Source organism: Actinomyces oricola, assembly GCF_004104015.1.
Taxonomy (GTDB): Bacteria; Actinomycetota; Actinomycetes; order Actinomycetales; family Actinomycetaceae; genus Actinomyces; species Actinomyces oricola.
In genome coordinates, this window is sequence record NZ_RYFV01000017.1 from 1 (window position 1) to 26,491 (window position 26,491).

The 26,491-nt window shown below is 70.5% G+C and carries 24 protein-coding genes, 1 tRNA gene and 1 pseudogene; 12 read left to right on the forward strand and 14 right to left on the reverse strand.

Annotated features, from left to right (window positions below):
• The 4 genes from EUC46_RS12745 to EUC46_RS07845 all read right to left on the reverse strand — a co-directional run.
• The coding region (locus EUC46_RS12745) for a hypothetical protein (protein WP_206645939.1) at positions 1-303 on the reverse strand (303 nt) is incomplete at its 3' end.
• A gap of 49 nt (positions 304-352) precedes the next feature.
• Positions 353-429: transfer RNA gene (locus tag EUC46_RS07835), tRNA-Pro, on the reverse strand.
• Between the two features lie 182 nt (positions 430-611).
• Positions 612-1,517, reverse strand: a complete 906-nt coding sequence (locus EUC46_RS07840; RefSeq protein WP_128773669.1) for a metallophosphoesterase — start codon at positions 1,515-1,517, stop codon at positions 612-614.
• A gap of 90 nt (positions 1,518-1,607) precedes the next feature.
• On the reverse strand, positions 1,608-3,917 hold the full coding sequence (locus EUC46_RS07845) for a transglycosylase domain-containing protein (protein WP_128773623.1): 2,310 nt from the start codon (positions 3,915-3,917) through the stop codon (positions 1,608-1,610).
• Between the two features lie 357 nt (positions 3,918-4,274).
• Here EUC46_RS07845 and EUC46_RS07850 point away from each other — a divergent pair, with 357 nt between their 5' ends.
• Complete coding sequence (locus tag EUC46_RS07850) at positions 4,275-4,601, forward strand: WhiB family transcriptional regulator (protein WP_128773624.1); 327 nt, start codon at positions 4,275-4,277, stop codon at positions 4,599-4,601.
• Between the two features lie 169 nt (positions 4,602-4,770).
• Positions 4,771-4,929: a Sp36 family protein gene (locus tag EUC46_RS07855; RefSeq protein WP_128773625.1), complete on the forward strand. Its 159-nt coding sequence runs from the start codon at positions 4,771-4,773 to the stop codon at positions 4,927-4,929.
• Between the two features lie 89 nt (positions 4,930-5,018).
• On the opposite strand, the gene EUC46_RS07860 is transcribed toward EUC46_RS07855, so the two are convergent.
• On the reverse strand, positions 5,019-5,696 hold the full coding sequence (locus EUC46_RS07860; RefSeq protein ID WP_128773626.1) for a Crp/Fnr family transcriptional regulator: 678 nt from the start codon (positions 5,694-5,696) through the stop codon (positions 5,019-5,021).
• A gap of 237 nt (positions 5,697-5,933) precedes the next feature.
• On the opposite strand from EUC46_RS07860, the gene nth reads away from it, so the two are divergent.
• Positions 5,934-6,599: an endonuclease III gene (gene nth, locus EUC46_RS07865; protein WP_128773627.1), complete on the forward strand. Its 666-nt coding sequence runs from the start codon at positions 5,934-5,936 to the stop codon at positions 6,597-6,599.
• Positions 6,600-6,699: 100 nt separating this feature from the next.
• On the opposite strand, the gene EUC46_RS07870 is transcribed toward nth, so the two are convergent.
• The 7 genes from EUC46_RS07870 to EUC46_RS13460 all read right to left on the reverse strand — a co-directional run bounded on the left by EUC46_RS07870 (position 6,700) and on the right by EUC46_RS13460 (position 15,005).
• Positions 6,700-7,611, reverse strand: coding sequence for an alpha/beta fold hydrolase (locus tag EUC46_RS07870; protein WP_128773628.1), 912 nt, complete (start codon positions 7,609-7,611; stop codon positions 6,700-6,702).
• A gap of 46 nt (positions 7,612-7,657) precedes the next feature.
• Positions 7,658-7,981, reverse strand: a complete 324-nt coding sequence (locus tag EUC46_RS07875; RefSeq protein ID WP_128773629.1) for a branched-chain amino acid transporter permease — start codon at positions 7,979-7,981, stop codon at positions 7,658-7,660.
• Positions 7,975-8,685 (reverse strand): AzlC family ABC transporter permease, encoded by a 711-nt coding sequence (locus EUC46_RS07880; protein WP_128773630.1) that lies wholly within the window; start codon positions 8,683-8,685, stop codon positions 7,975-7,977. Before EUC46_RS07880 ends, EUC46_RS07875 begins: the two co-directional genes overlap by 7 nt.
• Positions 8,686-8,896: 211 nt before the next feature.
• Entirely contained in the window at positions 8,897-12,679 is a 3,783-nt protein-coding gene (locus EUC46_RS07885; RefSeq protein ID WP_128773631.1) for a hypothetical protein, read from the reverse strand.
• A gap of 179 nt (positions 12,680-12,858) precedes the next feature.
• Positions 12,859-13,800 carry a hypothetical protein gene (locus EUC46_RS07890; protein ID WP_241655480.1) on the reverse strand — a complete coding sequence of 314 codons (942 nt, stop codon included), beginning with the start codon at positions 13,798-13,800 and terminating at the stop codon, positions 12,859-12,861.
• A 184-nt stretch (positions 13,801-13,984) separates the two neighbouring features.
• Complete coding sequence (locus EUC46_RS07895; RefSeq protein WP_128773632.1) at positions 13,985-14,644, reverse strand: hypothetical protein; 660 nt, start codon at positions 14,642-14,644, stop codon at positions 13,985-13,987.
• The gene (locus tag EUC46_RS13460) at positions 14,637-15,005 is read right to left on the reverse strand and encodes a TIGR04255 family protein (protein WP_421701530.1); all 369 of its coding nucleotides are present in this window, start codon (positions 15,003-15,005) and stop codon (positions 14,637-14,639) included. Before EUC46_RS13460 ends, EUC46_RS07895 begins: the two co-directional genes overlap by 8 nt.
• On the opposite strand from EUC46_RS13460, the gene EUC46_RS07905 reads away from it, so the two are divergent.
• The gene (locus EUC46_RS07905) at positions 14,917-15,891 is read left to right on the forward strand and encodes a Fic family protein (protein ID WP_128773634.1); all 975 of its coding nucleotides are present in this window, start codon (positions 14,917-14,919) and stop codon (positions 15,889-15,891) included. The two genes, EUC46_RS13460 and EUC46_RS07905, sit on opposite strands and share 89 nt — an antisense overlap.
• Before the next feature lie 77 nt (positions 15,892-15,968).
• Here the strand turns inward: EUC46_RS07905 and EUC46_RS07910 are convergent, their stop codons facing one another.
• Positions 15,969-16,802 (reverse strand): HAD family hydrolase, encoded by an 834-nt coding sequence (locus EUC46_RS07910; RefSeq protein WP_128773635.1) that lies wholly within the window; start codon positions 16,800-16,802, stop codon positions 15,969-15,971.
• A gap of 343 nt (positions 16,803-17,145) precedes the next feature.
• Between EUC46_RS07910 and EUC46_RS12750 the strand changes: the two genes are divergently transcribed.
• The 5 genes and pseudogenes from EUC46_RS12750 to EUC46_RS07935 all read left to right on the forward strand — a co-directional run bounded on the left by EUC46_RS12750 (position 17,146) and on the right by EUC46_RS07935 (position 22,203).
• Positions 17,146-18,645, forward strand: a complete 1,500-nt coding sequence (locus EUC46_RS12750) for a nucleotide-binding protein (RefSeq protein WP_241655481.1) — start codon at positions 17,146-17,148, stop codon at positions 18,643-18,645.
• Between the two features lie 3 nt (positions 18,646-18,648).
• Positions 18,649-19,818: pseudogene (locus tag EUC46_RS07925) on the forward strand (TadA family conjugal transfer-associated ATPase); the annotation flags it as partial.
• Between the two features lie 407 nt (positions 19,819-20,225).
• Positions 20,226-21,107, forward strand: coding sequence for a hypothetical protein (locus tag EUC46_RS07930; RefSeq protein ID WP_241655482.1), 882 nt, complete (start codon positions 20,226-20,228; stop codon positions 21,105-21,107).
• 60 nt (positions 21,108-21,167) lie between these two features.
• Complete coding sequence (locus tag EUC46_RS13040; protein WP_241655483.1) at positions 21,168-21,386, forward strand: hypothetical protein; 219 nt, start codon at positions 21,168-21,170, stop codon at positions 21,384-21,386.
• Positions 21,387-21,483: 97 nt separating this feature from the next.
• Entirely contained in the window at positions 21,484-22,203 is a 720-nt protein-coding gene (locus EUC46_RS07935) for an HAD family hydrolase (RefSeq protein ID WP_164918783.1), read from the forward strand.
• 155 nt (positions 22,204-22,358) lie between these two features.
• Here the strand turns inward: EUC46_RS07935 and EUC46_RS07940 are convergent, their stop codons facing one another.
• Positions 22,359-22,949 carry a hypothetical protein gene (locus tag EUC46_RS07940; protein WP_128773637.1) on the reverse strand — a complete coding sequence of 197 codons (591 nt, stop codon included), beginning with the start codon at positions 22,947-22,949 and terminating at the stop codon, positions 22,359-22,361.
• A gap of 58 nt (positions 22,950-23,007) precedes the next feature.
• On the opposite strand from EUC46_RS07940, the gene EUC46_RS07945 reads away from it, so the two are divergent.
• The 3 genes from EUC46_RS07945 to EUC46_RS07955 all read left to right on the forward strand — a co-directional run bounded on the left by EUC46_RS07945 (position 23,008) and on the right by EUC46_RS07955 (position 26,401).
• Positions 23,008-23,520 (forward strand): PH domain-containing protein, encoded by a 513-nt coding sequence (locus EUC46_RS07945; RefSeq protein WP_128773638.1) that lies wholly within the window; start codon positions 23,008-23,010, stop codon positions 23,518-23,520.
• A 31-nt stretch (positions 23,521-23,551) separates the two neighbouring features.
• A complete protein-coding gene (locus tag EUC46_RS07950) occupies positions 23,552-25,144 on the forward strand; it encodes a DUF7059 domain-containing protein (RefSeq protein WP_421701535.1) in 1,593 nt (530 codons plus the stop codon).
• A gap of 198 nt (positions 25,145-25,342) precedes the next feature.
• The gene (locus tag EUC46_RS07955; protein WP_241655484.1) at positions 25,343-26,401 is read left to right on the forward strand and encodes a phosphatase PAP2 family protein; all 1,059 of its coding nucleotides are present in this window, start codon (positions 25,343-25,345) and stop codon (positions 26,399-26,401) included.
• The last annotated feature ends 90 nt before the right edge of the window (positions 26,402-26,491 follow it).

The following is a 26,491-nucleotide window of genomic DNA, read 5'->3' on the forward strand; positions in this document are numbered from 1 at the left end:
CACCGACCAAGCCGACAACCAGAGCACCAGCCAGACAATCGACGAACCCCAGCCGGCAACCACCGGCTCCAGATAAAACACCCTCCACAAAACCCAGGGCTTGACAGACCGAAGACTCCGGAGGCTCCGGGCGACCAGGCCAGGAGCGACGACAAGGCCGAGGGTGACGACCGGGCCGGGGGTGACGACGAAGTCGGGAGTGGCGACGAAGTCGGAAACCCCAGCCCCGCCACCGCAGCACATGCCCGCCTCCACGGCTCCGAACCGACCGAAACCACCCAAAACCAGCCGTTTTTCAACCAAAAACCCACGTCATGGGACGACCATGACGTGGGTTTGAGTGCTATGCAATTGGTCGGGGTGGCGGGATTTGAACCCACGACCTCTTCGTCCCGAACGAAGCGCGCTACCAAACTGCGCCACACCCCGTGTGCGGCAGAGCCACTATAGTCGCAGCGCCCAGGTGGAAGGAAATCGGCGGTGCTGAGGCTTCGCTCACGCCCTCTCCGGGACCGGGCGAGCCGGCTTCACGCCCTCTCCGGGACCGGGTGGGTCGGCACGAGGCGCCGCCGGGCCGGCTTCACGCCCTCTCCGGGACCGGGCGAGCCGGCTCAAGGTGCAGCAATAGCCGGGCGGGCCGGCACGAGGCGCAGCAAGGTTGCCTCAGGGCGGCAGGCTATACGCACTGGCGTGAAGGGACTGGTTCCCAGGCCTGCGGAGACATGGAGGTACATGTCCTCGGTGGCGGCCGGATCGCCAAGGCGCCCCGGCCACTGGGACAGGCCTGAGGCGCGTGAGCAGTCCAGGTCGCAGTTGGTCACCAGGGCCCCGTACCCGGGCACGCACAGCTGGCCGCCGTGGGTGTGGCCCGCTAGAGCGAGGTCGACGGCGTCCTCGACCATGGTGTTCAGCACTCGCTGGTAGGGGGCGTGGGTGAGCCCTAGGCGCAAGGGCCGGCCCCACCGGTTCATGACCGCGGGGGCGCCGTCGTCGTTGGCCTCTGGTCTCGCGGAGGGCGGCGGGTAACGGTCCTGGTTGGCGTGCGGGTCATCGACCCCCACCAGGTCAATGCGCTTCCCACGCACAACCAGCTGATCGCGCCGGTTGCCCAGGTTCGCCCAGCCGCCTGAGGCCTGAAGGTCCCGCACCTCCCGCCAGGGGAGAACCGGCAGGGCCTCCTTGGCGTCAGGGGCGTCGGCGGTACGAGGATCGGTGCGCAGGTAGCGGGTGGGGAGCCTGAACACCGTGGCGTAGTAGTCGTGGTCGCCCATGACAAAAGCGCCCGGCAGCCCCAGGAAGGGCTCGAGGGCCCGGGTCAGTGGCTCAACGCCGTCGGCGAAGGACAGGTTGTCCCCCGTGTTGACCACGACGTCGGGGCGCACCTGCTCCAGTCCTCTTACCCAGGCCACGCGGGCCTCGGTGTGCGCGGTCAAGTGGAGGTCGGACAGGTGCAGGATGGTGATCGGCTCCTCGTCCTCCGCCAAGACGGGGACCTCGCAGCGCCGCAGCACCGGCATGCGCGCCTCGATGAGCGCGTATCCGAGCGTGCCCAGGCCAGTGATCGCGAGGCCGGCGAGGCTTCGCGCTATGAACTGTGCCGCCACGGATCAGCCTTCGTCGTCGCCGCGGCGGTTGGCCTCGAAAGCACCGCCAGTGGCGGGGGTGCTGGGCTCAGGGGAGGTGGTGCCCCCGGCATCTAAAGCGGTCTGGTTCGCCTGCTGCCACTCCCCTTGACTCATGCCACTGGTGGAAACGTCGCTGGAGGCGTTGGAGCTACTGCTCGTGCCGCCAGTGCTCCCGTCATAGGAGGATTGGGTGGCGGTACCGCCACCCAGGCTCACCTGGTTGAAGCCGACTACGGACTCATTGGCCAGTGCCGCATCCATGTACATCCTCCACAGTGGGGCCGGGGCGTCGGAGCCGTACATGGTCGGGTAGTAGCGTCCCCCAACGTACTGGCCGTCCATGGGGTAGTAGCCGTCGGAGTGGCCCAGCCAAACGGCGGCGGCGAGCTGGGGGGTGAAGCCCACGAACCAGGCATTGTCCATTCTGTCAGTCGTGCCGGTCTTGCCCGCAGCCGGGCGCCCTCCTGAAAGCGCCGCCGCCGGGGCGGTACCCGAGGAGGAGAGCACATTGGTCATGGTTAAGGCGGTCCGGTCTGCCGCTAAGGCGTCCATCGCCTGGGTGCAGCCGGCGCTGGGGACCGCCATCGCGTTGCCGTCAGCGTCCTTAATGGAGTCGATGGCGATCGGGGTGCAGTAGACGCCGTGCGCGGCGAAGGCGGCGTAGGCGCTGGCCATAGCCAGTGGCGTGATCTCCTGGGCGCCGAGAACGATCGAGGGCATGGGATCGAGACGGCTGCCATCGGCCTTGGTCACGCCCAGGTTGGCGGCCAGTTCGGTGACGGCGCAGATGTCCATCTGGGCGAGCATGCGGGCGTAGCCCACGTTAATGGACATGGCCGTGTTCTGGATGACGTTGTGAGTGCCGCCCTCGCTGGCGTTGGCATTGTTGACCGGCCACGGCTCGGGGATGGTGTCATCACAGGAGATGGTCCAGGTGGAGGAGGCGAAGGTGGTGGGGGAGGTGTTCATGGTGGTGTAGCCGGACTTGCCGAGTTGATACCACTCCGCCAGAACGAACGGCTTGAAGGCCGAGCCCGGCTGGAAGCCATTGGACTCCAGCCCGCCGTGCTGGTAGTCCGCCGCGTAGGAGATCTGCGTCGTGGAGAAGTCCCCCTCCTCCCCGTAGGTGGTGTTCTGGGTCATGGCCAGGATCCTGCCGGTGCCCGGCTCGACGGAGACTAGGGCGGCCTTAACCTCAGAGGGATCCCCGGTGGGGACGTACTCCTGGACGGCCGCGTCGGCCGCCGCCTGTTTAGTCAAGTCAATAGTGGTAATAATCTCCAGTCCGCCGCGCAGCAGGAGCTGGTTGCGCTCGGCCTTGGTGGCGCCGAAGAGGTCAGAGTTCTCAATCTCGCCGACGACGAAGGCGCAGAAGTAGGCGGCCGACCCGGCGGCACCGCAGCCACCGACCTCATTGGTGACATTGAGGATGTCGGCGATCTGGGTGTCCAACCCGGCCTGATACTCCTCCTCGGTAATGAACTCCTCCTCATACATCTTGAGCAGCACCCAGTCCATACGGGCCTTGGCCTCATCCGGGTTGGTGACCGGGTCGTAGGCGCCGGGGGCGTTGGTCAGGCCCGCCATGAGTGCGGCCTCCGGGATGGACAGCTCGGCGGCGGAGTGGGAGAAGTAGTGCTGGGCGGAGGCCTCAACCCCGTAGGTCGACGGGCTGAAGGCGGCAATGTTGAGGTAGCCCTCGAGGATCTGCTCCTTGGTGTAGGTCTGCTCCACGGCCAGGGCGTACTTGATTTCGCGCAGCTTGCGGGAGACGGACTTCTCCCCGGCGGCGGCGACCTGTGTCGGGTCCCCTGAGCGCAGACCGGCCTCAATGAGGATGTTGCGCACGTACTGCTGCGTCAGCGTCGAGGCGCCCTGGGTGCTTCCCGAGTTCGTGTTGGAGACGACGGCGCGGACAATGCCGGTGGGGTCGACGCCCTTGTGCTGGTAGAAGCGCTGGTCCTCAACGGCGATGATCGCGTCCTGCATGGTGGGGCTGATCTGATCCAAGGGCACCACAATGCGGTTCTCGGCGTAGAACTGGGCGATCTCGGTGCCGTCGGAGGCCTTAATGACCGAGACCTGGCTGGGCTCGAGGATGTTGAAGTCTGAGGGCAGCTCGTTGAAGGCCTGCTGGGTGGCCTTGGTCAGGGCGGAGGCCACTCCCACCGCCGGTGCCGCGAAGCCTGCGGACAGGACGCCGCCTGCGCCGGAAAGCAGAATGAAGACAAGGAACATCGAGACGACCTGGGCAGGCGAGAGGGATCGACCGCGGGCGGGAGACTTCGACATGGGGTCAGGGTACGTGGAAGCGGCCGCCTCATGTTGTGTCGCACGACTACCTCAGCCTGAAAAAGCCCTGTGCGTCCAGCAAGTGGGCGCCCCTCGTCCCACTGTCCGGCCGGTAGCGTCTCCGCGTTCCGCCCTCAGCCCAACCCCGCCCGCGCGCGCATCTCTGGCTGCGGCCCCTTTACGGCAGGTAAACCTTGCCAAGAGCGGCGAAATGGGGCGAGGGGGGAGCCGGGGCCGCCGCAAATCTCCTTCATGTGGCCTGAGACACGAATGGTTTTGCGGATGACGTTCGGTTGGCATACTGTCCTGGTGTGACGCGGCTGACACTGTCGTTCGTCGTGAGATCAGGGAGTGAAGATGACGAGTATCGACCAGACCTGGGCGGCGAGGGCAGCCTGCGCCAATGTCGAGCCCGACCAGCTCTTCGGCAAGGGGGCCGAGCAGCGCGATGCCCGTTCGCTGTGCTTCACCTGCCCCGTGCGCATGGAGTGCCTGGCTGAGGCGCTGGACTCCGAATCCGCCTTCGGGGTGTGGGGCGGCCTGACCGAGCGCGAGCGCCGGGCCCTACTGCGCCGCTTCCCGGAGGTGACCGATTGGGGTGCGTGGCTGCGGCGCGAGGATGATGACCTCGTCGCCGAAATCCATGCTCGGCGCGCCCCACGAATCCTGGCCCGTGTCCGTTGAGACGCCTCATGGGCCCGGGCCGACTGAAAGGGCCTCCGGGAGGCGGGCCGCCGAGTTGCCCGGCTTGCCCAGTGAGTTGCCCGGCGGACCGGTGACGGCACTGGTGGCGGCAGCGCCTCGTGGTGCGACGGCGCTTCCGGCCGACGGCCGCCGACCTTAGGGTGGGCTCATGACTACATGGGAATATGCCACCGTCCCCCTGCTCACCCACGCCACCAAGCAGATCCTTGACCAGTGGGGCGCTGATGGTTGGGAGCTCGTCCAGGTCATCCCCGGCCCCACCGGTTCGGAGAACCTGGTCGCCTACATGAAACGCCCACGGGCCTGAGGCCCGCCCTCTTGAGGCCCGCCCCGGCGTGGCAGTGTCCGCTCTCCTCCGGGAGGGTGAGCACTGCCACATTGGCGGGAGGGTGACGATCAGCGGGCGCGACGGCGGAGACGGTCCACATCCAGCAGCGTGACCGCCCTGCCCTCCAGGCGGATCCAGCCGCGAGAGACGAACTCGGCCAGCGACTTGTTGACCGTCTCGCGGGAGGCGCCGACCAACTGGGCGAGCTCCTCCTGGGTGAGGTCGTGCGGGACGTGCACGCCATCCTCGGTGGTCGAGCCGAAGCGGTCGGCCAGGTCCAGCAGGGCCTTGGCGACGCGCCCGGGCACGTCGGAGAAGACCAGGTCGGCCAGGGCGGTGTTCGTGCGGCGCAGGCGCTGAGCCAGGGCCCGCAGCATGTCCTTAGCGAGTGTGGGGTGGGACTCGATGAAGGTCATGAGCTGGTTGTGCTCGAGAGTAAGCAGGTCGGTGGGCGCCACGGCCGTAGCGGTCGTTGAGCGCGGGCCCGGGTCGAAGAGGGTCAACTCGCCTACGACCTCGCCGGGGCCGAGCACCGCCAAGAGGTTTTCACGACCGTCGGGGCTGGCATGGCCGAGCTTGACCTTGCCTGAGAGCAGGACGTAAAGGCGGTCTCCCGCATCGCCCTCGTTGAACAGGGTCTCGCCACGGCGCAGAGTGGTCTGCGTCATCATGGCGCGCAGCTCCTCCCGCTCTTCCGGGCCCATGCCCTCGAAGAGCGGAATCCTGGAGATGATGCTGTCTTCCACGAAGGTCCTCCTGTGGTGCTGGTCTGCCGGGCTCTGCCTCGCGCAGCCCGCATATCTATCCTAGCTACGGTCTGTGATCTGTCGCACGCCGTGGAGCATTGTAGTCTCAGTGTGGCGTACGTCAAATCGCGGAGGAATGAGCCACGCCGATAGAGCCGCGTCCAAAGAGCTTTTCGGGTGCACTATCCGTCAAAGGAGCCGTCAGAGGGCCTGAGCCGTAAACCAAGGAGCCCATCCATGAGCACACCCGCCGTACAGGCCGGCGAGGAGGAGCTGCGCCGTCGGGCCGCCGCCGTCGACGACGAGCTCGTCGCCCTTTACCCGGACGCGCGCTGCGCCCTCATTCACGACGGCCCCTTTCAGCTGCTGGTCGCCACAGTCCTATCCGCCCAAACCACTGACGCCCGGGTCAACACCATCACCCCCACCCTTTTCGCTGAATTTCCCGAGCCGTCAGCCCTGGCCGCCGCCGACCGCCAGGGCCTTGAGGAGTTACTGCGCCCCCTGGGAATGCAGCGCACCCGCGCTGAGCGCCTCCTGGGCCTGGGGCGGGCGCTCACCGAGCGCTTCGACGGCGTCGTCCCCGACCGGCGCGAGGACCTCATGAGCCTGCCGGGGGTGGGCCGGAAGACGGCCAATGTGGTGCTGGGCAACGCCTTCGGCCACAGCGCCATTACCGTGGACACCCATGTGGGGCGCCTGTCGCGGCGGTTGGGGTGGAGTAAGCACAAGGACCCACTCAAAGTCGAGGCGGACATTGCCGCTGTATGGGAGCCGCACCGGTGGACCGACGGCTGCCACCGGCTAATCGAGCACGGACGCCGGATCTGCCGCGCCCGGGCCCCGCGCTGCCAGGAGTGCGCGCTCCTGGACCAGGGGCTGTGCCCGCAGGTCGGAGTGTGAACCAGGGGCGGGGCGCGCCCTCCGCGCCCGGGCGCAACTTTGACCTGGACTCGCATTGGGGTGAGCTTGGCGGGGCGCGCCCTCCGCGCCCGGGCGCAGCTCAGGTCGTCTCGGCCAGGAAGGGCAGCAGTGCCGCCGTGAGCTTGTCGGGGGCCTCCTCGTGGGGGAAGTGCCCCACGTCGTGGATGGTGACCTGCTGCAGGGGCCCGGCGACGTGATGGGTGTCGCGCGCGTAGGCCTGCGCCGGCTGCACTGGGTCGAGCTGACCCTGGATGGAGAGCACCGGGATACTCACGGGCTTCGCCAGTGCCGCTATCTCCGCGCGCGTGAGCACTGAGTGGCGCACCGGCTCCATGGCGCTGCGGGCGGCGCCGGGACGAGCCAGCAGGGAGGCGTAGTAGCCCGCGGACTCCACCACCGCCCGACGCGTGCGCGGGCCCGTCCAGGAGCGCAAAAGGCGCTCCATGCCCACGCGCGTGCGCAGGGAGCGCTCCGGGAGCAGCGGTACCTTGAAAGAGAGGTACTGGAGGGCCGTCCCTGAGAAGGCGCGCCCCCGCAAGGAGCGGACGGCCAGTGGGTGAGGGGCCCCCACGGGAACGATTCCGGTCAACAGTCCGGGTGCGATTCCGGCCAGTGCCCAGGCGGCCTGCCCGCCCAGCCCCGCTCCTACGACGACGGCGCGCTCGTGGCCCAGGGCCGGCACCACGCGTTCAAGGTCCTCGGCCAAGGTGATGAGGTCGTAGCCCGACGGCGGACGGTCGGAGCCGCCGAAGCCACGCAGGTCCAGGGCGGCGACCCGGTACCCGGCCTGGGCCAGCGGCCCAATGACGTGGCGCCAGGCCCACCAGCACTCGGGGAAGCCGTGAACCAGCAGGATCAGCGGAGGATCGGCCTGGGCGGGGTCGGTTGGAGGGGGAGTCTCGGGTCCCGCCATGGCGACGTGAAAGCGGGTGTCCCCTGCCGTGAGGTCACGGTGGGTCCAAGGGCCGGGGCGTTTGACGACGACGGGCATACTCGCAGCCTATCCGCCGTCCGGGGCGCCGGCGGTGGCTCAGTTCTCATGTCATGAGCAGGCTCAGGAGCACGTAGATGCCGGTGCCGCCCACTAGTGACAGGCCAATGGCTCTACGCCACAGGTGTAGGGCCGCCGTCGTCCCGATCCCGGCGAGGGCCGGGACCCAGGTCGCCGGTGCCGGGGTGAGGCCGTCCAGGGTGTAGGCGACCAGCACGATCATGACCCCCAGGGGCATGGCCTGGGACAAAAAGGCCAGTAGGGGGCTGCCGGCGCGCCCGCGCAGAAGCACGAAAGGGGCGATCCGGCAGCTTAAGGTGATCGCCGCCACAACAACGACCGCCACTGCGATCTGAGGGTTGGTCAGCATGGGGGCGTCTCCTCCCGCTCGGTCCTGCGTCGGCGCACCGAGTAGACCGCGATCAGCCCCAGGGTCAGAACCCCCAGAGCGCTGAGCAGTGCCGCCGAGCCGCCGACGAGCAGACCGACGGCGCCCGCCCCCACGCCCACGGCCAGCACCGTCGTGTCGGGATGGGTGCGCCAGTTCTCAATGACCAGAACAACGAAGAGCGCGGTGAGAACGAAGCCCAGCAGCTCAATGCGCTCCCCGACCATCCTCGCCAGCGCGGTGCCGATCAGTGCCCCCGACGTGGTGCCCACGATCCAGGAGGATTGGCTCAACGCCTCCACGCACAGCACGTAGCGCCCGCTCATCGCCCGCTGGTCCTTGGAGGCCAGCAGCGCGTAGACCTCGTCGGTAATGGCGTGAATGGCGTACAGGCGCGCCAGGGCCGGGCCGCGCACCCGGCTCAGCGGGAAACTCAGGCCGTAGAAAACATGCCGGCCCGAGACGAACAGCGTTGACGCGGCTATGGCCGCCAGCGGCTCGCCGGCGCCCGCCAGGGGCACCAGCAGCATCTGCATGGTGCCGGAGTAGATCACCACGCTCCACAGCGGCGCCCACCACCAGTCCAGGCCAACGGCCGCCAGCAGGGTGCCCGCGGCCAGCCCCAGAGTCGTGTAGCCGATCATGACCGGGGCGGCGTCGCGCAAGGCGTCACCAGCAGAGCACATGGGGGCCGGCGCCGCCCCGGAGTCCCCGCTTTCTGAAAGCGCCCCGGCACTCCCGCTCTCTCGTGCCCGGGGGTGCCCGCTCTTTGAAGGCGCCTCGGAGTCTCCCGGCGCGGCGGAACCGGCTGGCGCGGCGGAACCGGCTGGCGCGGCGGGGGCCCCGGACGAGCCCGTGCCGCGAGGGGAGCCTGCGACGGGGGCGGGTTTGAGATCCTCAGTCATGGCGGGCGCGGTCGATGATCTCCTGCTCACGCCGTCCGGCTTGGCGGGCCGAGTGGGAGACGACGCCGACCAGGATCATGAACAGGCCGAAGGCCAGGAAATGACCACTGAGGGCATCGCTCCACACGAAGCTCGCCAGATTCGCCCCCAGGTCGGAGTGGATGGTCAAACGCTCCATGATTGGGCCCAGGGCGCTGGCCATGGTGTGAGGGGCCAGGAGGAAGGGCAGCCCCAGCACCACGCTGATAGCGCCGACGACAAAGGGGCCCAGGGAGGAGCTGCGCGCCATCCACATGGCGGCGAGCAGCGCCAGGGTGCCGACGATCAACTCCATGAAGCCGCCTGGAGAGAAGGACAGGGCGAAGGGCTCCACGCCCTGACGCATGTGAGCGGCTGAGGAATGGAGGAAGTACCAGCTCACCGGTAGGGCCGCAATGGCCACGAGCACGCCCGCCCAGTGGGTGGCGGCCCGAGAGGGGGGCTGGCCGACCACGCTGGAGCCCTCCAGGATCACCTCGTCCTCGTTGCGGGCGGAGGCAGACGTGGTCTTGGAAGCGGCCCGGGAATCGGGCGCCGTCTTCGACTCGGAGTCGGCGCCACTGCGAAGCGCCACCCAGGACTTCTCCTCAGAGGCGATGGAGTCAGAAGTCTCAGGGCCCCCGGGAGTCTCAGGGGAGGGTGAACCGGGCGTGGTGGCCTCCGGGGCGGACGCCATCTTGGGCCATACGACCGAGGCGTCCTCGGAGGCGAGAGCGGGGGCCGGAGAGGCTGCTGAGGACTCATCGGCGCTGCTGGTGTCGGTCAGAGGGTGGGCTTGCTCGCCTGACTGATCGGTGGCGGAGTCGAGGATGTCCGCTCCAGCATTAGCCAACCCAGAGGTCTCCAGCAGGGCGCGGCGGCGCACGGCGGTGTCGCTGACGTCAGCGCGCGCCGCATGACCCCCTCCGGCGGCTCGGCGGCCCGCCCTGGAGATAGTCGGCGGCTCCTGTGCAATCGGGAGAACTACTCTTTCAGCCGCCGGTGCGGGGCCGGCCTCCTCGGGGCTGGGTGAAGTCGCGGGCTCATCGTGAGGGGTCGGCGAGTCCATGGGCGGCAGCGAGTCGCGCGTGCGGTGCCTCATGGCTCGGTGCCGGGCGGAAACCCGGACGGTTGGAGCGTTCTGCTGGTGGTTCTGAGCAGAGTCGGGCTCAGCGGCGGGCTCGGGGGAACGCCCGACCGCACTGGGCGCTGTCCTGGTCGGTGCGGGCTCCGGTGTCCCTGCGGTGGAGGGTGATGCGGGTTCGGCGGTTGTGGGCGCGGCCGTGGATGTTGGTTTGGCTGGGGCCGGTGATGCCGGCTCGGTGGTTGCGGGTGTTGGTTTGGTGGCCGTGTCCGCCGGTTCTTGGTCGGTGGGTGCCTTGTCGCTGGTGGCGGGTGTCGTCGGCTTGGGGGTGGCGGATGACGACCCAGTGGACGCGGGCACGGCAACGGTGTCTGCCGGCTCCCGGTCCGTGGTGTCTGCCGGCTCCCGGTCGGTGGTGCCTGCTGGCTTCCGGTCGGTGGTGCCTGCTGGCTTCTGGCTGGTGGTGTCTGCTGGCTTCCGGTCTGCGGGTGCTTTGCTGCCGGTGGTCGGTGCTGTTGCCTTGGTGGTGGGCGCTGATTCCTGGGGGCGTGCGGCTGGTGGTCGCGCCGACGCCGGCTCTGGCACCTCCTCAGCAGCCGACGCGTCCGGCTCGGCGCTGTCAGCGGGTGCCTTGTCGCCGGCCGACTTCTTCTTGGCGGCGACGGGCGCCGGGGCGGACGACGTCGGCGTCTTCCCGGCAGCCGGCTCCGCTGTCTCCTTAGTCTCCTTAGCGGAGGGTGATGCGGGTTCGGCGGTTGTGGGCGCGGCCGTGGGTGTTGGTTTGGCGGCCGTGTCCGCCGGTTCCTGGTCGGTGGGTGCCTTGTCGCTGGTGGCGGGTGTCGTCGGCTTGGGGGTGGCGGATGACGACCCAGTGGACGCGGGCACGGCAACGGTGTCTGCCGGTTTCCGGCTGGCGGCGTCTGCCGACTTCTGGTCGGCGGTGCCTGCTGGCTTCCGGTCCGTGGTGTCTGCCGGCCTCCGGTCTGCGGGTGCTTTGCTGCCGGTGGCCGGTGCTGTTGCCTTGGTGGTGGGCGCTGATTCCTGGGGGCGTGCGGCTGGTGGTCGCGCCGACGCCGGCTCTGGCACCTCCTCAGCAGCCGACGCGTCCGGCTCGGGGGTGTTAGGTGCTGCGGCGGTGTCTGCTGGCCCAATAACGCTGGGCACATCCAGGGTGGAGCGCGCGTCGTGGGCGCGCGCAGGTGCGGGCTGCGGTGTCTGCGCGGTGGAGGGTGATGCGGGTTCGGCGGTTGTGGGCGCGGCCGTGGGTGTTGGTTTGGCTGGTGATGCCTTGGTGGCGGCCGCTGGCCGGGAGGGGTTGGCGGTGGCACCGGCGGGCTTCTCCTCGGCACCGGCCGGCTTCTTCTCGGCACCGGCCGGCTTCTCCTTAGCGGTGGTTGGCTTCTTCTTGGCGGTGGGCGCCGGGGTGGACGACGTCGGCGTCTTCTCGGCGGCCGGTTCGGCTGTGGGAGGGAGCGCCTTGTCGCCGGCCGGCGCGTGAGCCGCCGGCGCCTGGTTACCGGATGCCGCTGTCCTCACCGGCTGGGCTTGCTCCTGGGCGCTCGTGCCCTGGGTGCGTGCCGGTGTTGGCTTGGCGGCCCCTGAGGCAGAGGAGGCCGATGCTGGCCTGGACGTGGCGGGTGCCGGCTTGGCGGGGGTCGGCTGGGCGGGGGTCGGCTGGGGTGTGGCCGATGGAGTCTTAGGGGTGGCTGCGTCCGTGGGCTCAATGACGCTGGGCACATCCAAGGTCGAGTACGCGTCATGGGGGCGCGCGGGTGCGGGCCCCGGCACCCTCCTGGTGGAGGAGGCTGACGGTCTGAAGGAGGCGGGCGCCGACTCCCGGGCGGGTGCCGGCTTGACGGGGGTCGGCTGGGGTGTGGCCGATGAGGCCTTGGGGGTGGCTGCGTCCGTGGGCTCAATGACGCTGGGCACATCCAAGGTCGAGTACGCGTCGTGAGGGCGTGTAGAGGCCATCGTGGGTGCGGCCGGTGCAGCGGAGGCGGGCGCCGGCTTGGCGGGACTGGTTGCGGCGCTGGCCGACCCGTCTTCGGCGGCACTGGACGCCTTGTCGGCTGGGGCCGGCGTCCTCGCAGGGCGGGGCGGTACCTGCGCAGCCCTGGCGGCTGGGGCCGAGGCAGTGGGCACCTCCCGAATAAAGTTAGCCGTTTCCTCAGCTCTGGTGGGCGGCGCCGAGGCGGTGGGCACCTCCTCCACTGCGATGGGCGCCTCTACGACGTCGGCCGGCGATTTTCCAGCGACAGCCGGCACCTCCTCAATGATCTGAGGGATTTGCTGGACAGGGGCGGGTGCCTCATCGAAGGGGATGGGCACCTCCTCAACGCGAACGGGTCGCCTCACGGGGCGGGTGACGGCTTCGTTCATGAGGGGCGACAACTCTTCGGCGACACCGGGTACGGGCCGCGCCTCGGCGGCACCGGGCTGAGGCGCCCCCGTGCGGGGGGTGTCGGTAATGACGCCAGGGGCCTCTTTAGACGGGTGGCCTACCGGGAAGGTGCCCGCATGGGCGGACTCAGGGCTTTGCCCGGCGGGGGCCGTGCCGGCCTCATCGGGGGCACTGGTCGACGGCGTGACCGAGGACTGCGTGGCCTTCTGGGCGGCGTCGTCGACGCCATCCCTGCCCTTCTCCTCGGGATCCTTGGGGTTTTCAGTGCTCACGGGGACCTCCTTCACGCCCACACGGTAGCTGTGGGGCTGTCGTGCACCCGGAAGGCGTGCCGGGTAGGGAAACTATGGGGGTAGACCCTGCGCCATCCTCGCCTACAGGGTGTCAATGGGTCGAGGTGGGCCGGGGGATGACGTGAGAGGCGCGGGGCACCCAGCCTCGACGTCGGTCTTCAGGACCCGGGGCCCGAGGGGTGCAGCGCCGCCAGCTCGGAGAGGCGGCCGTCGCGGCGCGCCAGGTGAACCCCCAGACCCAGGGCCGAGAGGATCAGACCCGTGCCGACCAAGGTGATCGCTGTCGGATCCCCGGGCAGAAGACGAATCACCCGAGTATAGAAGGGGACTCTCAGGCTCAGAATCGCAGGAAGTCCAAGAAGCACCAGTAGCGGACCCGTGGCACGCAGACCCAGGCTGGAGCGCGCCGAGCCGGCGGCCGCTAGGAGCATGAGGAGGCCCGCCGCCAACAGCCCCCACGACGGAGAACCTGCCGGGGGATGGGCGACGCCGGTGTACTCGCGGTGCAACAACGTGATCGCCACCAACATGCTGGGGACAGTGAGGACCAGGGAACCGATGTGGTCACGCCTGCGAGAGGGCGGCGCCGAAGGTGTGACTCCCATCTCCTTGTCCGACTGCGACAGTCGGAATGAGAGCCGCGCCTCGCCCCGGCCGCGTCGTCGCGCCCGCCGCATTCCCCACGACCCGCCCAGCAGGACCGCGGCGACCACCAAGACCATCCCGGTGGGGATGAGCGCCTGCATCCACCCATAGGGCAGACTCAGTACCCGTTCAGGCACGCCCAGGACCGCGAGCTGGAGCACCAGGGCCGTCAGGCCGGCCACCAGGGGCCCCACCGAGGAGCGCACGGCGAACACGCCGTGGGCGGCCATGCAAACCGCGAAGAGCAGTGCCAGGTACAGCACTGTCAGGACTGCGTTCCCGCGCGTCGACTGCTGTGCGGCGAGCCCGGCCAGGATCAGGCAGGCAGGGGCGAGGATCAGACCCAGTGCGCCGGTGAGCAGGTGGTCGCGGCGGCGCCCGCGCGGGGCCGCGGGCACACCGCCGGCAGGCGTGGAGGCGGGGTCCGGTCCTGGGAGGGGGCTGGGTGAGCTCACAGGCCTGAGAGTAGTGGACGTTCACTGGGCGATGGTGGCCGAAGGCCGGTGGTGAATGCGGGTGCCGGGGCGGGCCGGCCCGGCCCTGGGGCGGGTCGTTGAGACCTCTTCGCTGCGCGCACGGTAGAGGGCCCCCAGTCTGGGACACCCTCTACGTACGGGGATTCAAGGCCCTTGCTCAAGATCAGCCCTTCATGCGAATCGAGCGGTTGCCATCGCCCGCCTCGAAGACTTCGAAGTCTGATCGGTACCGTTCACGCCAAGACGGGTCGAACTCCGACAGCAGCGCTTCGGGATCTACGCGACCGCTCGCAAACTCAAACACGAGGTCGGCGCGATTGGCCGCGTAGAGCACGATCGGTGTGACAGGAGCAGACGAGGACAGCGGCATCTCGAACCAGGAGGCAATCTCTTCGACCATGTAGTGCCCTGTGATCAAGTCACACGCGGCAAGGAGGCTCGCAACCCGAATACGGCTGTCACCAGATGCCTTCTCGCCCTTCCGCCACTTCTGCACTGCGGGCACACTCACACCGACCATCCGCGCGATGTCACGCCAGGCGAATCCTAGATCAGCAAGCTCAGTGAGCATCGACTTCACATTGGCCTTACCGCGTTCGGCCGCTGCCGTGCGCCATTCATCCTCGTGAGTGCGCTTGTGGAGGTTGTCGACGTCATTGTTGAGCGCTCGGGCCATGCCCCGAATCCCGCCGACTTCTGTCGTCGAACGGGGAGGCGTGAGCCGCGTCTCCGTCAGATTCTGAGTAAAAGTGGAGTCGCCCGCGGTGGCTCGCGACCCCAGTGCCGATTCGACAGCGGCGTTCCGCATCAAGGCGTCAGTCATTTCGCAGCGCTTCCTCTCGCAGTCGATCGGTGGTCACACTTTCAAACACCCCGCGCACCGGGTGATGTAACGCATCCGCCTGGCGCAAGATTAGATCCGTGTCAAACTCCGGTACCACGTCGGCTGCTTGCCAGAAGCTATCAATGTCCAGCTTGAACAGTGGCCCCGGGGGCGGGCGGGGGCGCGACTCTGGGATGCAGCACTGAGGTGTGCTGCGCCTTAGAGTGCGGCGCTGGGCGGATGGGGTCACTACAGTGAGCCCAGTGGGCGGCATGTCAGTGAGTATTGGGCCGGGGCTCAGACCTGGACATGGGGCTGGGGGCCGTCCGGCCGGCAGTCCCGCGGCCCCCGACGGGCTCATTGCTGCACTGCGGGCGATCGGCGCCGACGAACGTGTCCGCGGCGCCGAGGATGTCCTGCGTGAAGCGAGTGCCAAGCTGCGCTGGCATGAAGCCCTGCGCCGGCGTTGGCGCGAGGCCCGAGCAGAGTCCGCCATCCGCGGGGCCGCCGCCTCCGGCGCTATTGAGGGTGCCGTCTTCCCCGTCTCCCAGCTGCGCCGGGCCGTGGCCGCCGCCGCCCTGACCCAGGCGAATACCGCCGACCCCGCTCTGGACGCCGTCGCCGGGCTCTGGCGTGCCCAGATGCGGCTCAACGGCTGGATGCCCGACCTGCGCGGCGAGGCCCGCCCCCTCCAGCCCAGCCCCAGGGCGCTGCTCTCCTCCCTCCACCGCGACCTGTCCGGGCCCTTGGCCACAGCCGGGACCGTCCCCATGGAGGCCGTCGGCGCCCCCCGGGGGCGGGCCGCGCCCCTGGAGGGCGGCCCCGGCCCGGCCCTCAGCGGGGAGGAGCTCACCGCGCGCCTAGACGGGATCCTCGCGTTAATCGGAGCGTCCAGCGCCCCCGCGCTGGTGCGGGCCGCCGTCGTCCATGCCGAACTGGCGGTGACCCGGCCCTTCGCCCTGGGCAACGCCGCCCTGGGCAGGCTGGCGGTGCGCCACCTCATCACCCGTGACGGGCTGGAGCCGACCGGTACCGCCGTCGTCGACCAGTACCCGGCGCGAGCACCGGGCGCCTACGCCCAAGCCCTGGCCGCCTACGCCTCAGGCAGCGCCGACGGCGTCGTGGCCTGGGTGGTGTGGCAGGCCGAGGCAATCCTGATGGGCATGACCGAGGCCACCGCCCTATGTCGCAGCATCCAGGCCGGCAGTCTCCCCAGCCCCTCCGCGACCGCCCCTGGCGACGCGTAACGACCGTTGCGGCGCCCACTGCCCACCTGAGACCGGAGTGTGCCAGCGCGCCAGTAGGGCGGAGGCCAGTGCGCCGCTCAGCGGCGGCGTGCCGCCAGGAACGCCGTCGTTGCGGCCACGGCCAGGAGCGCCAGGGTGCTGAAGAGAATCGGTCCGCGCGCCGAGGAGTCCAGTGCTGAGACCTCCAGAACCTGCCAGGGGGCGCGCAGCGCCACCGGGCGCTCGAAGTCGCGCACCGGCCACTTTTCCTGGGTCGCCAAGCGACGCAGCTCTCGGTCCGGGTTGACGGCGACCGGATGCCCCACCGCCTCCAGCATGGGCCGGTCTGAGATCGAGTCGGAGTACGCCCACGAGCGCGACAGGTCAATGCCGTACGCCGCCGCGTCTTCGTGCAGGGCCTCCACCTTCGCCCCGTGCAGCAGTGAGCGCTCAATCAGGCCGGTGAAGCGCCCCTCCTCGTCAACCTCCATGCGCGTGGCCACAGCGCGGTCGGCCCCCACCAGCTCGGCCACCGGCCCCACCATCTCCTCGATGGAGGCGGAAACAATAATGACGTCGTGCCCGGCGCGATGATGGGCCTCAATGAGGTCCAGGGCCTCGCTGTAAACCGCCGACTCAATGGAGGTTGTCAGCGCCTCGCGCACTAGCTCCATGAGCTTCGAGCGCTCCAGCCCCGCGGAGAGCTGGGCGAGCTGGTTCATGAGTCGTGTGGTCTGGTCCTCATCCGCCCCCATAAGCAGGTAAGGGAGCTGGGCGACGAGGCCGCGCGCCAGTGCCGTGGTCGAGATCAGTCCCGAGCGGCGCATGGGGCTGCCCAGGGCGAAAGTGGTGGACGTGGCCAGAACGGTCTTGTCCAGGTCGAAGTAGGCCGCGGCGCGGGTGCGCCGGTCGGCCGGCTTGGTTGTGCTCATCCCTGCCTCCTGCGCTGTGACTGGCTGCGGTTCCCCATCCCCTCCAACAAAATCCTCACAGCACAACGTCCGCGGATGGTGTGCTGTGAGGATTTTGTTGGAGGGAGGTGGGGATGTCGGGCTCCACAGGCTGGGCCCTGTGAGCAGTTTTCCACAGACATCGACGACTTTGGGTGCGTGTCGGCGGCCAGACAGGTCACTGTGGAGGTCCCGCGCCGTCCCGGGGCGCGGGAGGTACCGAGGAGGACCCATGCGCACCGCCGTCCCACATCGCCGCCCCGCCCCTGACCGTGCGGAAGCGCGGCCGTCAGACCCGGGGCGGGCTCCGCGTCTGAGGCAGTGGGTGCCGCTCCCCGGTTCCTGCGCCCCGAGTAATGGCGCCGGGGAGCAGGACGGGACCGAAGAGGGCGATGAGGTCGGTGAGGTCGATGAGATCAAGGACGCCGGCGGAGGCGACCAGGCCCGTACCGGAGGGGAGATCCTGGCGCCCGGCGTGCGCGTCCTCCTCCAGCTTCAGGGACCCAGGGGTGAGAAGCCTCCCAGGGGCCTGGCCGGGGGCCGGCCCGGAACCGAGCTCCAGCCCGAAACTGAGGGCGCTGCCGGGCCGCTTGGCGGTGGGGCGCTACCCGGCGGCGGTGGCGGCGGGCCGCTTACCGGCGGGCCGCCACCCGACGGCGGTGACGCCGGGCCGGCCGACGGCGGGGCGCCGCGGTGGCTCGCGGAGGTCGTGCGCGCCTGCACCGGTACCAGTCTCATAGAGGTTGGACCGGGCGGGGCCCACCCCAGTGGATTCGGCTCCGGCCCTCCCGGCCAGGGTCAGGAGGGCCCTTGCCAGTCCGTTCAGCCCGTTGAGCCGGCCGACCTGCTGGCCGAGCCCGGCGTTGAGGCCATTGTCCTCCTCACCAGCGGCCCGCGCCCGGCCGATCTGACATCTGATCTGCCACCGGGTGTTCACGTCGCCTCCCTGAACGAGCTCATGGGCAACGAGCACCCCGGGGGCGTTGAGAGCCCCGGGGGCTTTGAGGACCCGGACGGCGCCGAAGACGCGGGTTGGCCTCAGGGCGCCGACCGGCTCGTGGCCCTCATCCTGGGCGCTCAGCACCCACCGCGCGCCCGTGTTATCGCCGTGACCGCCGCCCGCGGCGGCCTGGGCGCCTCGACTCTCCTGCTCCACCTCGCCCGCGCCCTCGCCGCCCAGGGGCGCACACTGGCCCTGCTGGACCTCGACCCCGCCGGCGGCCTGGGCCTGCTCATTGGCGAGTCCCTGCGCCCTGGCCTGCACTGGGCCGACCTGCCCGACGGCGAGCAGGGGTACCGCCACGACCTGCTTATTGAGGCCCTGCCCACCTGGCTCGGCATGCCCGTACTCACCGGTGACGGGCGCGGCGGCGCCCGCGAGGGCGTCCCGGTGCCCGCCCTATTGGAGGTCCTATGCGCCCACCATGACATGGTCCTCATTGACCTGCCCCGTGGAGCCGAGCCGCCCACCCCCTGCGAGGTGCTGCTCCTGTCCGCACTGGACCTGCGCTCGGCCCTGGCCGCTGAGGCGCTTGTTCACAGGCTGCGCCGCGACGACCAGGGCGAAGGAGACCCAGGCGGGAGCGGCCCGGACGCAGAGGGATCCGTGCGGCTGGTCGTCCTGGACCGGGCCGAGGACGTCCTGGTCGAAGACCTTCAGGAGATCACCGGCTGTCAGGTCGCTGGCGTCATCCCCTGGGACAGGTCCGTGGCCCAGCGCGTGGCCCGCGGTGACGACCCGACCCGGGCCCGTGGGGGCATGCGGCGCCGGGCCCGCTCCCTTGCCCGCACGCTGCTGGCCGCACCGCAGCGCATTGGATCCTGAACCGTGGCCACCAAGGAAGACCTCGCCCGCGCCCGGGGAGCCCTGGCCCGCGGCGCCCCGCTGGAGACGGCTCTGGGCGCCAGCCGGGTCCCCGGTGCGGCGGGCGTCGCCCGCCTCGCCCAGCGGCTGCGAGCCGAGGTTGAGGGCGCCGGCCCCCTCCTCCAGCCGCTCCTGGATGACGCCGAAGTCACTGACGTGCTCGTGGGCGCGGGCCGCACCTGGGTCGACCGCGGTTACGGTCTTCAGGAGACGCCCACAGCCGCCATGACCGAGGAGGCGGCCCGCGCCCTGGCGGTGCGCATGGCCTCAGCCTGCGGGCGCCGCCTGGACGACGCCAGCCCCATTGTCGACGCCACCCTGCCTGACGGCACTCGCCTCAACGCGGTACTACCGCCCCTGTCCGCCGAGGGCACTCTCATCTGTCTGCGCACCGGCCGCCGACGCGCCTTCACCCTGGGCGAGCTCGTCGGAGCCGGCACCATCGCCCCTGGCCTCGACGTCGTCCTAGCGGCCCTGGTGGAGCGGCGCGCCAACTGCCTGGTCACTGGTGCCACTGGGACCGGCAAGACCACACTCCTGGCGGCGCTGCTGGGCTTGGTGGCGCACACCGAGCGCATTGTGTGCATTGAGGAGGCCAGCGAATTGCGCCCCGACCACCCCCACGTCATCCACCTCCAGGAGCGTGGGGAGAACATTCAAGGCGTCGGGGCTGTCGACATGTCCTCCCTGGTGCGCGCCGCCCTGCGAATGCGCCCCGACCGCATCGTCCTGGGCGAGTGCCGCGGCCCGGAGGTGCGCGAGGTCCTGACCGCCCTCAACACCGGGCACGAGGGCGGCTGGGCCACCCTGCACGCCAACTCCCCGGCAGACGTGCCCGCCCGGCTCACCGCGCTCGGTGCGTTGGCGGGCATGGGTGAGGGTGCTGTGGCCGCGCAGGCCTCCAGCGCCCTGGACGTCGTCATCCACCTGCGCCGTGGGAGCACCGTGGGTGACAGGTCTCGGCGGGTCGCCTCCTTGGGGATGCTGCACTATGGCGATGGCCGGTCCCTGGTGTGCCGGGAGGCCCTGGTGGTCGGGTTCGACGGCGTGGTGCGGGCCGGTCCCGCGGTTGAGGGTCTGGCTGGGCTCGTCGGCCAGAGTGTTGTGGACGCCGCCCTCGGGGCGGGAGCCTCCGGCCCGGAGGTGGAACGGGACTCCGATTCCCGGGTGGGGCGAGCCTTCGGCCCGGCCCTGGAGGGTGGGGACTCCGGTTCTGCGCCCATTAAAGCCGATGCCATCGCCCAGGGGGTGGGAGGGGTCGGCTCAACCCGGCCCGGGGGCCGGTGCGTTAAGGCCGGCATCGCTCACCGGGCCAGGGCCGGGAGATGCGGTGCAGAGGGCAGGGCCCGGGGCGCGGCGGATGCGAGTGGAGCGAGTGCGGATGGGGCGACAATGCGGCCCGGGATCGGGTTGCCCGGGAAGCCCGAGACCGGGTCATCCGGGAAGCCCGGGACCGGGTTGCCCGGGAATGCGAGCGGGGAGAGCTCGGGCGGGGCGGCGGATTCGCCGGGCGCCCCCCGGGGGAGCGCAGGCGGGTCACGATGAGAGGAGGGCCCCTGCTCGCCGCCTTGCTCGTGGCACTATCCACTGCTGTCGTGCTCCTGCCGGCGCGCCGCGAGCGCCCCAATGCGGCTCGCCCCCGCACCGGGGCGGTCCGTCCGGCCGCGGTGCGCCCCGCCGACCTCGAACTGGATCTGCTCCTGACCGAGGTCGCCACCGTCCTGCGTGCCGGGGCCACCGCCCAGCGCGCCTGGGAACGCTGCTTGGGGCGCCTGGGCATTGAGCAGGGGGCCGCCCCCGGGCCCGACGGCGTGCCACCGGCGCTCGCGGCGCTGGCCGTGGTGCACGAATCCTGGTGGCCCAGTCGAGTTGCGGGGCGCTGGAGGTGGAGACCGCCGTGGGGCAGGGCGGCGCAGCGCCGCCGGGTCCTGGCCGCCGCCGTGCCGGGGGCGGTGGCCGCCTGCCGGCTGACTCACGTCCTGGGCGCGCCTTTGGCCGGGGTGCTGGAGGCGGTGGCCGCGGGTGTGGCCGAGGCGGGACGTGCCGAGGATTCGCGGCGGACCGCCCTGTCCGGGCCCCGGTCCACCGCCCGGCTTCTGGCCTGTCTGCCGCCGGTAGGACTGGTCTTGGGGACGGCTGTTGGCGCTCGACCTCAGGAGGTCCTTTTGGACGGCGGCTGGGGCACCATGCTGGCCGGGGTCGGTGTGGCGCTCATGGTGGCGGGGCACTGGGGCACCGCCCGGCTGGTCGCCGCCGCCCAGCTCGGTGGCGAGCGGGTTGATGAGGCCCTGGTGCTCGACCTGGCTGCGGCGGCCTTCCACGCCGGGGCTTCGATCCCTGACGCCTTGAAGGCGCTGGGGCGGGCGCTGGGGGAGGAGGACCTCGCTGTTGTGGGGCGGGCCCTGCTCCTGGGGGCCGACTGAGAGGAGGCCTGGGAGGCGCCCGCAACCGGGGCCCCGCCCAGACAGCGGCTTAAGGAGTGCTTGCGGCCCGGTTGGGAGGACGGCGCCTCGCCGACCCCACTCCTGGCGGGGACGGCGGCCTGCCTGCGGGCCGGCCGCCAGGCGCGCGACGACGAGGCGGCTGAGCGCCTGGCGGTGCGCCTGGTCCTGCCTCTGGGACTGTGCCACTTGCCGGCCTTCGTGGTTCTGGGAATCGTGCCGGTGGTGGCCTCCGTGGGTCTTGATCTGCTCTCGGGCTGAGCGCCCGGGCGGGCCCGGGTCCAGCAGGAGCGGTGGGTCCAGGCCTGGCGCCGGCCTGCCCTGGGCCTGAAGCCGGGTTTCGGGCACACTGGGGCTCGTGAGTCCCGTTGCTGCTGCCCGTGCCGTGCTGATTGATATTGACGGCGTCCTGGTGGACCACCGCAGTGCCGCCGACAAGGCCTCCTACCTGTGGGCCTCCACCTTGCCCGGTTGGGAGCTGGGCCCCCAGGAGACCGCCGATCTTTGGGAGGCCCTGGATCGCAAGCACTTCTTGCGCTATCAGCTTGGCGAAACCGACTTCAATGGCCAGCTGGAGGCCCGTATCCGCGAGTTCGTGCCCGGCGGCTCCCGCCTCGACGCCGCCGAGGTCGAGGCCCATGTGCGCGCCTACCACAACATCTACGCCGGCCAATGGTGCGCTTACGACGATGTGCCGGACTTCCTCGCCGGTCTCGCGGCCGCTCAAGCGACCCGGGCCGCCTCGGACAACCCTCTCCGGGTCGCCTACCTCACCAATGGCTCCGAGCCTTTTCAGCGGGAGAAACTTGCCGCCGTGGACGCATTGGTGCCCGGTTGGCCGGTCCTGGCCTCAGTGCAACTGGGTATGGCCAAGCCCGACCCGGGCATCTTCCTGGAGGCTTGCGCCCGCCTGGGGGTTGAGCCCGGGCAGGCGCTCATGATCGGTGACGACGCTTGGGTCGATATTGACGGGGCCCGCAGAGCCGGCGTGCCGGTCATCTACCTGCGTCGCGACGCGCAGGCCCCGGCCCGAGAAGTCACCACCGTGAGCAGCCTCGCGCAGATCCGCATGGCTTAGCGCCTGCTTACACCCGGGCGGGTGGCGCGGCCACTGGTGCCCGCGCCATCAACGGGACCATGCTTCCGCTGGCGCACTCTTCCGCTGGCGCACTCCCCGCACCCCCGGCGACGCCTTTGAGTGGATGCTCAGGCGAGGGGGGCGGGCTAAGGGGCTCAGTATCCCGGTGGGGGCGTTCCGTAGCCGGGTTGGGTTTGCTGGGGTGCCGCCTGTCCCGGTGGGGGCGTTCCGTAGCCGGGTTGGGTTTGCTGGGGTGCCGCCTGTCCCGGCGGGGGCGTCCCGTAGCCGGGTTGGGTTTGCTGGGGTGCCGCCTGTCCCGGCGGGAGCGCCCCGTAGCCGGGCTGGGCCGGCGCCTGGGTGGCCGAAGCCCCGGTGGGCGGCAGGTTGCAACTGCGCAGAATGCCCGCCTGCGACAACACCTGCGCGAGACTGTAGGCCTCCCACCGGTGGGCGTCCGTGGACTTGTTGTAGCCAATGATTCCGCCTTTGACTGCCGCCGCGCCCGATGGGCCGTGGAAGACCACGACGGTTCCCACAGGGTCCGGGGAGAGATCCACGCTCATTTTGACGTGGAAGGAGTTGCCGGCGAAGGCGCCGAGGAACACGGTCTTGGTCATGTTTCCTCGCTCGATCGTGAAGCCCTGGGGAGTGGGCGTCACTTGCCAGCCGGCAGTCGAGAAATGCTGGGTGATGGTCTGGAAGGCCTGCTGGGGAGGCACGGTGAGCTGATAGACGACATCAGGCATGGGGCCATGCTACGGCCAGGGGAGTGCGTAGAGGAACTTCGGCTGGCACCATGGGGCCATGGGACTGCCGAAGAAGCAATTGAGCCGCGACGAGGTTGTGGTGCGACACATGCGCACCCACGTGAAGGTCCTCCTGTGGCGGATCCTGGGGGAGATCCTGCTGCTGGTCGTGGGGGTCGTGGCCAGTGTCATGCTGCCCGCCTCCTGGGCGCCATGGGGTCATGTGGCGATCTGGACGGTGGTGCTCGTGGCGAGCATTCCGTTGTTCTTCGTCGCCTGGCTGCAGTGGATGGCAACCACCTACACCGTGACGACCAAGCGGGTCATTACCCGGGCGGGCGTTCTGAACCGGACCGGTCACGACTTGCCCCTGACCCGCATTAGCGACGTCCAACAGGACCGGGGGCTGACCGACCGGATCTTCGGCTGCGGGACGCTGATTCTGCAGACCAGCTCCGACGACCCGCTCCTACTGGTCGACGTCCCCCAGGTGATGATGGTTCAGCTTGAGATCGCCAACCTCCTGTTCGACGACGTCCAGGGGGCAATTGACGCCGATCCCAACTCCTGAGACGCTTCCCGCCCCCCAGGACGGTCCAGCTGTGCACCCCCAGCATTCGGATCCCGAAGAGCGGCCCGCCTCCCCGCCCGCCCCAGTCCTGACAGCCGGGCAGGCGGGGGACCTGCGCGCCGACCTGGAGGCCTCCGGGTGGAGCGTGGACGCCGTCGCCGCACTCTTAGGACCGGTGGCCGAGGCCGCCCTGCGCCGTGAACTCCGCCTGCCCGCTCTGCGGGTGCTGCGCGCCGCCCTCGACCGGGCTGAGGGCCGGGCGCCGTCGCCCGCCGTCGTCCTGACCGCCCTGTTCATGCTCGGCGAGCCCGTCCCCGGCGCCGCCCTGGATACGGCTTGGCCCAACACCGGCGCCGCCGGGGCGGCGGCCATTGGACTCGTCACCGCCCCCGACGCCACGGGCCTGGTCCGCCCCCTTGTCGACCTGCGCCCCCATGAGGCGCACGACGACGCCGGGCCGGTGCGCTGGTGGGTGGCCTCCGACGTCGGCGAGCTCGTCTCAGGTCGCGCCCTGGCCCCTGATCATGTGCTGGGCATTGGCGGGGCCGGCCTGACCCTGGCGGCCCTGACCCCGCGCGCACCGGTGGGCAGCGCCCTCGACCTGGGCTGCGGCTGCGGCATCCAGACCCTCTACCTCCTGCGCCATGCCGAGCACGTCACCGCCACCGACATCTCCGCACGTGCTCTGGCCTTCACCGCCTTCAACACCGCCTTGGCCGGGGCGGACCCTCGTCGCCTGGAGCTCTTGGGCGGCTCCTTCCTGGAGCCCGTGGCCGGACGCGCCTTCGACCTCATCGCCACCAACCCGCCCTTTGTTATCACTCCGCCGGCCGTGCGCCGGGCCGGGCTGGCGCTCATGGAGTACCGCGACGCCGGCGGACCGGTCCTGCCCGGCCTGCTCCCCGGGCTCGGGGAGCACCTGAGCCCGGGCGGCACCGCGGTCATGCTCGGCAACTGGGAGCACCGCCGGGGCCAGGACTGGCGCGAACGCGTGGCCGCCTGGCTGCCCGACGACGTGGACGCCTGGGTGGTCCAGCGCGAGGCCCAGGACCCCGTCGAGTACGCCGCCATGTGGCTGCGCGACGGTGGCACCACCGTTGAGCGGGACCCGGCGGCCTTCGAGGGCGCCCTGGGGGCGTGGATCGCCGACTTCGAGGCGCGCGGCGTGGAGGCCGTCGGCATGGGCTACCTCATCATGCATCGGCCCCGCACCCGGCGCGAGACCTGGCGCCTCCTGGAGGAGGTGGACACCCGGCCGGCCGGCCCCCTGGGGGCGCACGTATTGACCGTCCTGGAGGCGAGTGGCCGCCTGGTCGCCATGAGCGACCAGGAGGTCGCGGACCTCCACCCGGTTGTCGCCCCCGACGTCACCGAGGAGCGCCACCTGCTCCCAGGACAGACGGAGCCGACCGTCATCCTCATCCGTCAGGGCGGCGGCTTCGCCAGGGTGCTGCGGGCCGGCACCGCCCTGACCGCCCTGGTGGAGGTGGCCGACGGCGAGTTGAGCGTCGGCCAGGTCGCCACTGCGCTCGCGGCGCTCACGGGGGCCGATGACCGGGCCCTGCGCGCCGAGCTTGTCGCCGCCACGCGCGAACTGGCGCGTATGGGGATTGTGCGGGTGTAGGCCGGTTCCCGGCCCGCCGGGGATCCGTGGCGTGCGCATCATCGCTGTGGCGGTCGTCAACATCCTGCCGGCCCGTGGCGCCGATGGCGCGTCATGGAGCCAATGGGTCGGCCTGCGCCCACCCCGCCCCACCGGGGTGTGAGCCGCCGGACCCAGCGGCAACCTCAACGATCTGACGCGGTCCCCTACGATCGAGTGGTGACCCTCGATGAGAGCTTCGCGACGTTCAAGGCCAGGCCCGCGCACCCCCGCCTGTGGGGCGCTTTCCTGGCCTGCGCCGCGTTCGCCGGCCTGATCGCCGTGTGGTGGCTTCTCGTCGTGACCGCGACCGGCCAGTTCCTGGAGCAGAGCGCTCTTTGGGGCTCGCGCATCGGGGCCCGCTTCGTGACGGACCATGCGCGCCTTCTGCTGCACCTGGTATCCCTGCCCGCCGCCATTGTCCTGGTCCTGGTAATCCTCCTGGGCGTTTTGTGGCGGGGCAGCAGGAGGCGCGCACTGCACGCCGCGGCCGTCGTCGTGGGCGTCAACCTGTCCACGCAGGTGCTTAAGCAATGGGTGCTGTGGCGCCCCGACTACGGCTACTCCTTGCGCTACGACGGTGCCAACACCCTGCCCTCAGGGCACACCGCCATGGCGGCCTCCGCCGCCGTGGCCCTCGTCCTCGTCGTCGGCCCTCAGTGGCGAGGGGTCGCAGCCTGGGTGGGCGCACTGATGACCACCGCCATGGGCTACTCCACGCTGGTGTGCCAGTGGCACCGCCCCGCCGACATCCTCGCGGCAATCTTCTTGGCGGTGGCCTGGGGCGGGGCCGCGGTGGGGGCGGGTGCTTGGGAACGCGATGCCGACGACCCCGGCCCCTCCCGTCTTCCCGCCCACGGGCGCCGGGCGATCGCCCTCCTGGGCGCGATTGGGGGGCTGGGCGGTGTCGCGGCCGTGGGCATGGAGTTGTGGATGTGGTTCGGGACCACTGACGACGCCAGCCGCACTGACGTCTTCATCGCCTACGCCGCGGGATCGGTGGGGACCATGGCGGCGGCCTGCGGCGGCCTGGCGGCGCTGGCCGGGCTCACCTCGCGGACAGTTGGCGCCGCCGCTGGTCGGAGGCTGAAGACGGCCCCTGAGCAGGGGCCTGCGAGGACTTCCGGCCCGGAGCCGACGAAGGCCGTCCAGCCCGGAGGGGCGGCGGTGAACCCTGGGCTGGAGCCCGGGAAGGATACCGCCCAGCAGTTGACGACGGACCCCGCCACCACCTCCTGACGGCGACGGTGCCCACGGCGGCCATGAGCAGTGACCCCACCAGGGTCCCGGCGCGCGCGGCACAGGAGGCCGTGGGGACGGCCGCCACCA

What these genes read in the sequence shown, in the direction of transcription:
- EUC46_RS07855 (WP_128773625.1), top strand. Translation starts at nt 4,771, where the DNA reads ATGACTACATGGGAATATGCCACCGTCCCCCTGCTCACCCACGCCACC.
- EUC46_RS13460 (WP_421701530.1), bottom strand. Translation starts at nt 15,005, where the DNA reads ATGAGCCCGTCGGGGGCCGCGGGACTGCCGGCCGGACGGCCCCCAGCC.
- EUC46_RS07845 (WP_128773623.1), bottom strand. Translation starts at nt 3,917, where the DNA reads ATGTCGAAGTCTCCCGCCCGCGGTCGATCCCTCTCGCCTGCCCAGGTC.
- nth (WP_128773627.1), top strand. Translation starts at nt 5,934, where the DNA reads ATGAGCACACCCGCCGTACAGGCCGGCGAGGAGGAGCTGCGCCGTCGG.
- EUC46_RS07870 (WP_128773628.1), bottom strand. Translation starts at nt 7,611, where the DNA reads ATGCCCGTCGTCGTCAAACGCCCCGGCCCTTGGACCCACCGTGACCTC.
- EUC46_RS07910 (WP_128773635.1), bottom strand. Translation starts at nt 16,802, where the DNA reads ATGAGCACAACCAAGCCGGCCGACCGGCGCACCCGCGCCGCGGCCTAC.
- EUC46_RS07930 (WP_241655482.1), top strand. Translation starts at nt 20,226, where the DNA reads ATGAGAGGAGGGCCCCTGCTCGCCGCCTTGCTCGTGGCACTATCCACT.
- EUC46_RS07940 (WP_128773637.1), bottom strand. Translation starts at nt 22,949, where the DNA reads ATGCCTGATGTCGTCTATCAGCTCACCGTGCCTCCCCAGCAGGCCTTC.
- EUC46_RS07895 (WP_128773632.1), bottom strand. Translation starts at nt 14,644, where the DNA reads ATGACTGACGCCTTGATGCGGAACGCCGCTGTCGAATCGGCACTGGGG.
- EUC46_RS07880 (WP_128773630.1), bottom strand. Translation starts at nt 8,685, where the DNA reads ATGTGCTCTGCTGGTGACGCCTTGCGCGACGCCGCCCCGGTCATGATC.
- EUC46_RS07945 (WP_128773638.1), top strand. Translation starts at nt 23,008, where the DNA reads ATGGGACTGCCGAAGAAGCAATTGAGCCGCGACGAGGTTGTGGTGCGA.
- EUC46_RS07875 (WP_128773629.1), bottom strand. Translation starts at nt 7,981, where the DNA reads ATGCTGACCAACCCTCAGATCGCAGTGGCGGTCGTTGTTGTGGCGGCG.
- EUC46_RS07840 (WP_128773669.1), bottom strand. Translation starts at nt 1,517, where the DNA reads ATGCCGGTGCTGCGGCGCTGCGAGGTCCCCGTCTTGGCGGAGGACGAG.
- EUC46_RS07850 (WP_128773624.1), top strand. Translation starts at nt 4,275, where the DNA reads ATGACGAGTATCGACCAGACCTGGGCGGCGAGGGCAGCCTGCGCCAAT.
- EUC46_RS07905 (WP_128773634.1), top strand. Translation starts at nt 14,917, where the DNA reads ATGTCAGTGAGTATTGGGCCGGGGCTCAGACCTGGACATGGGGCTGGG.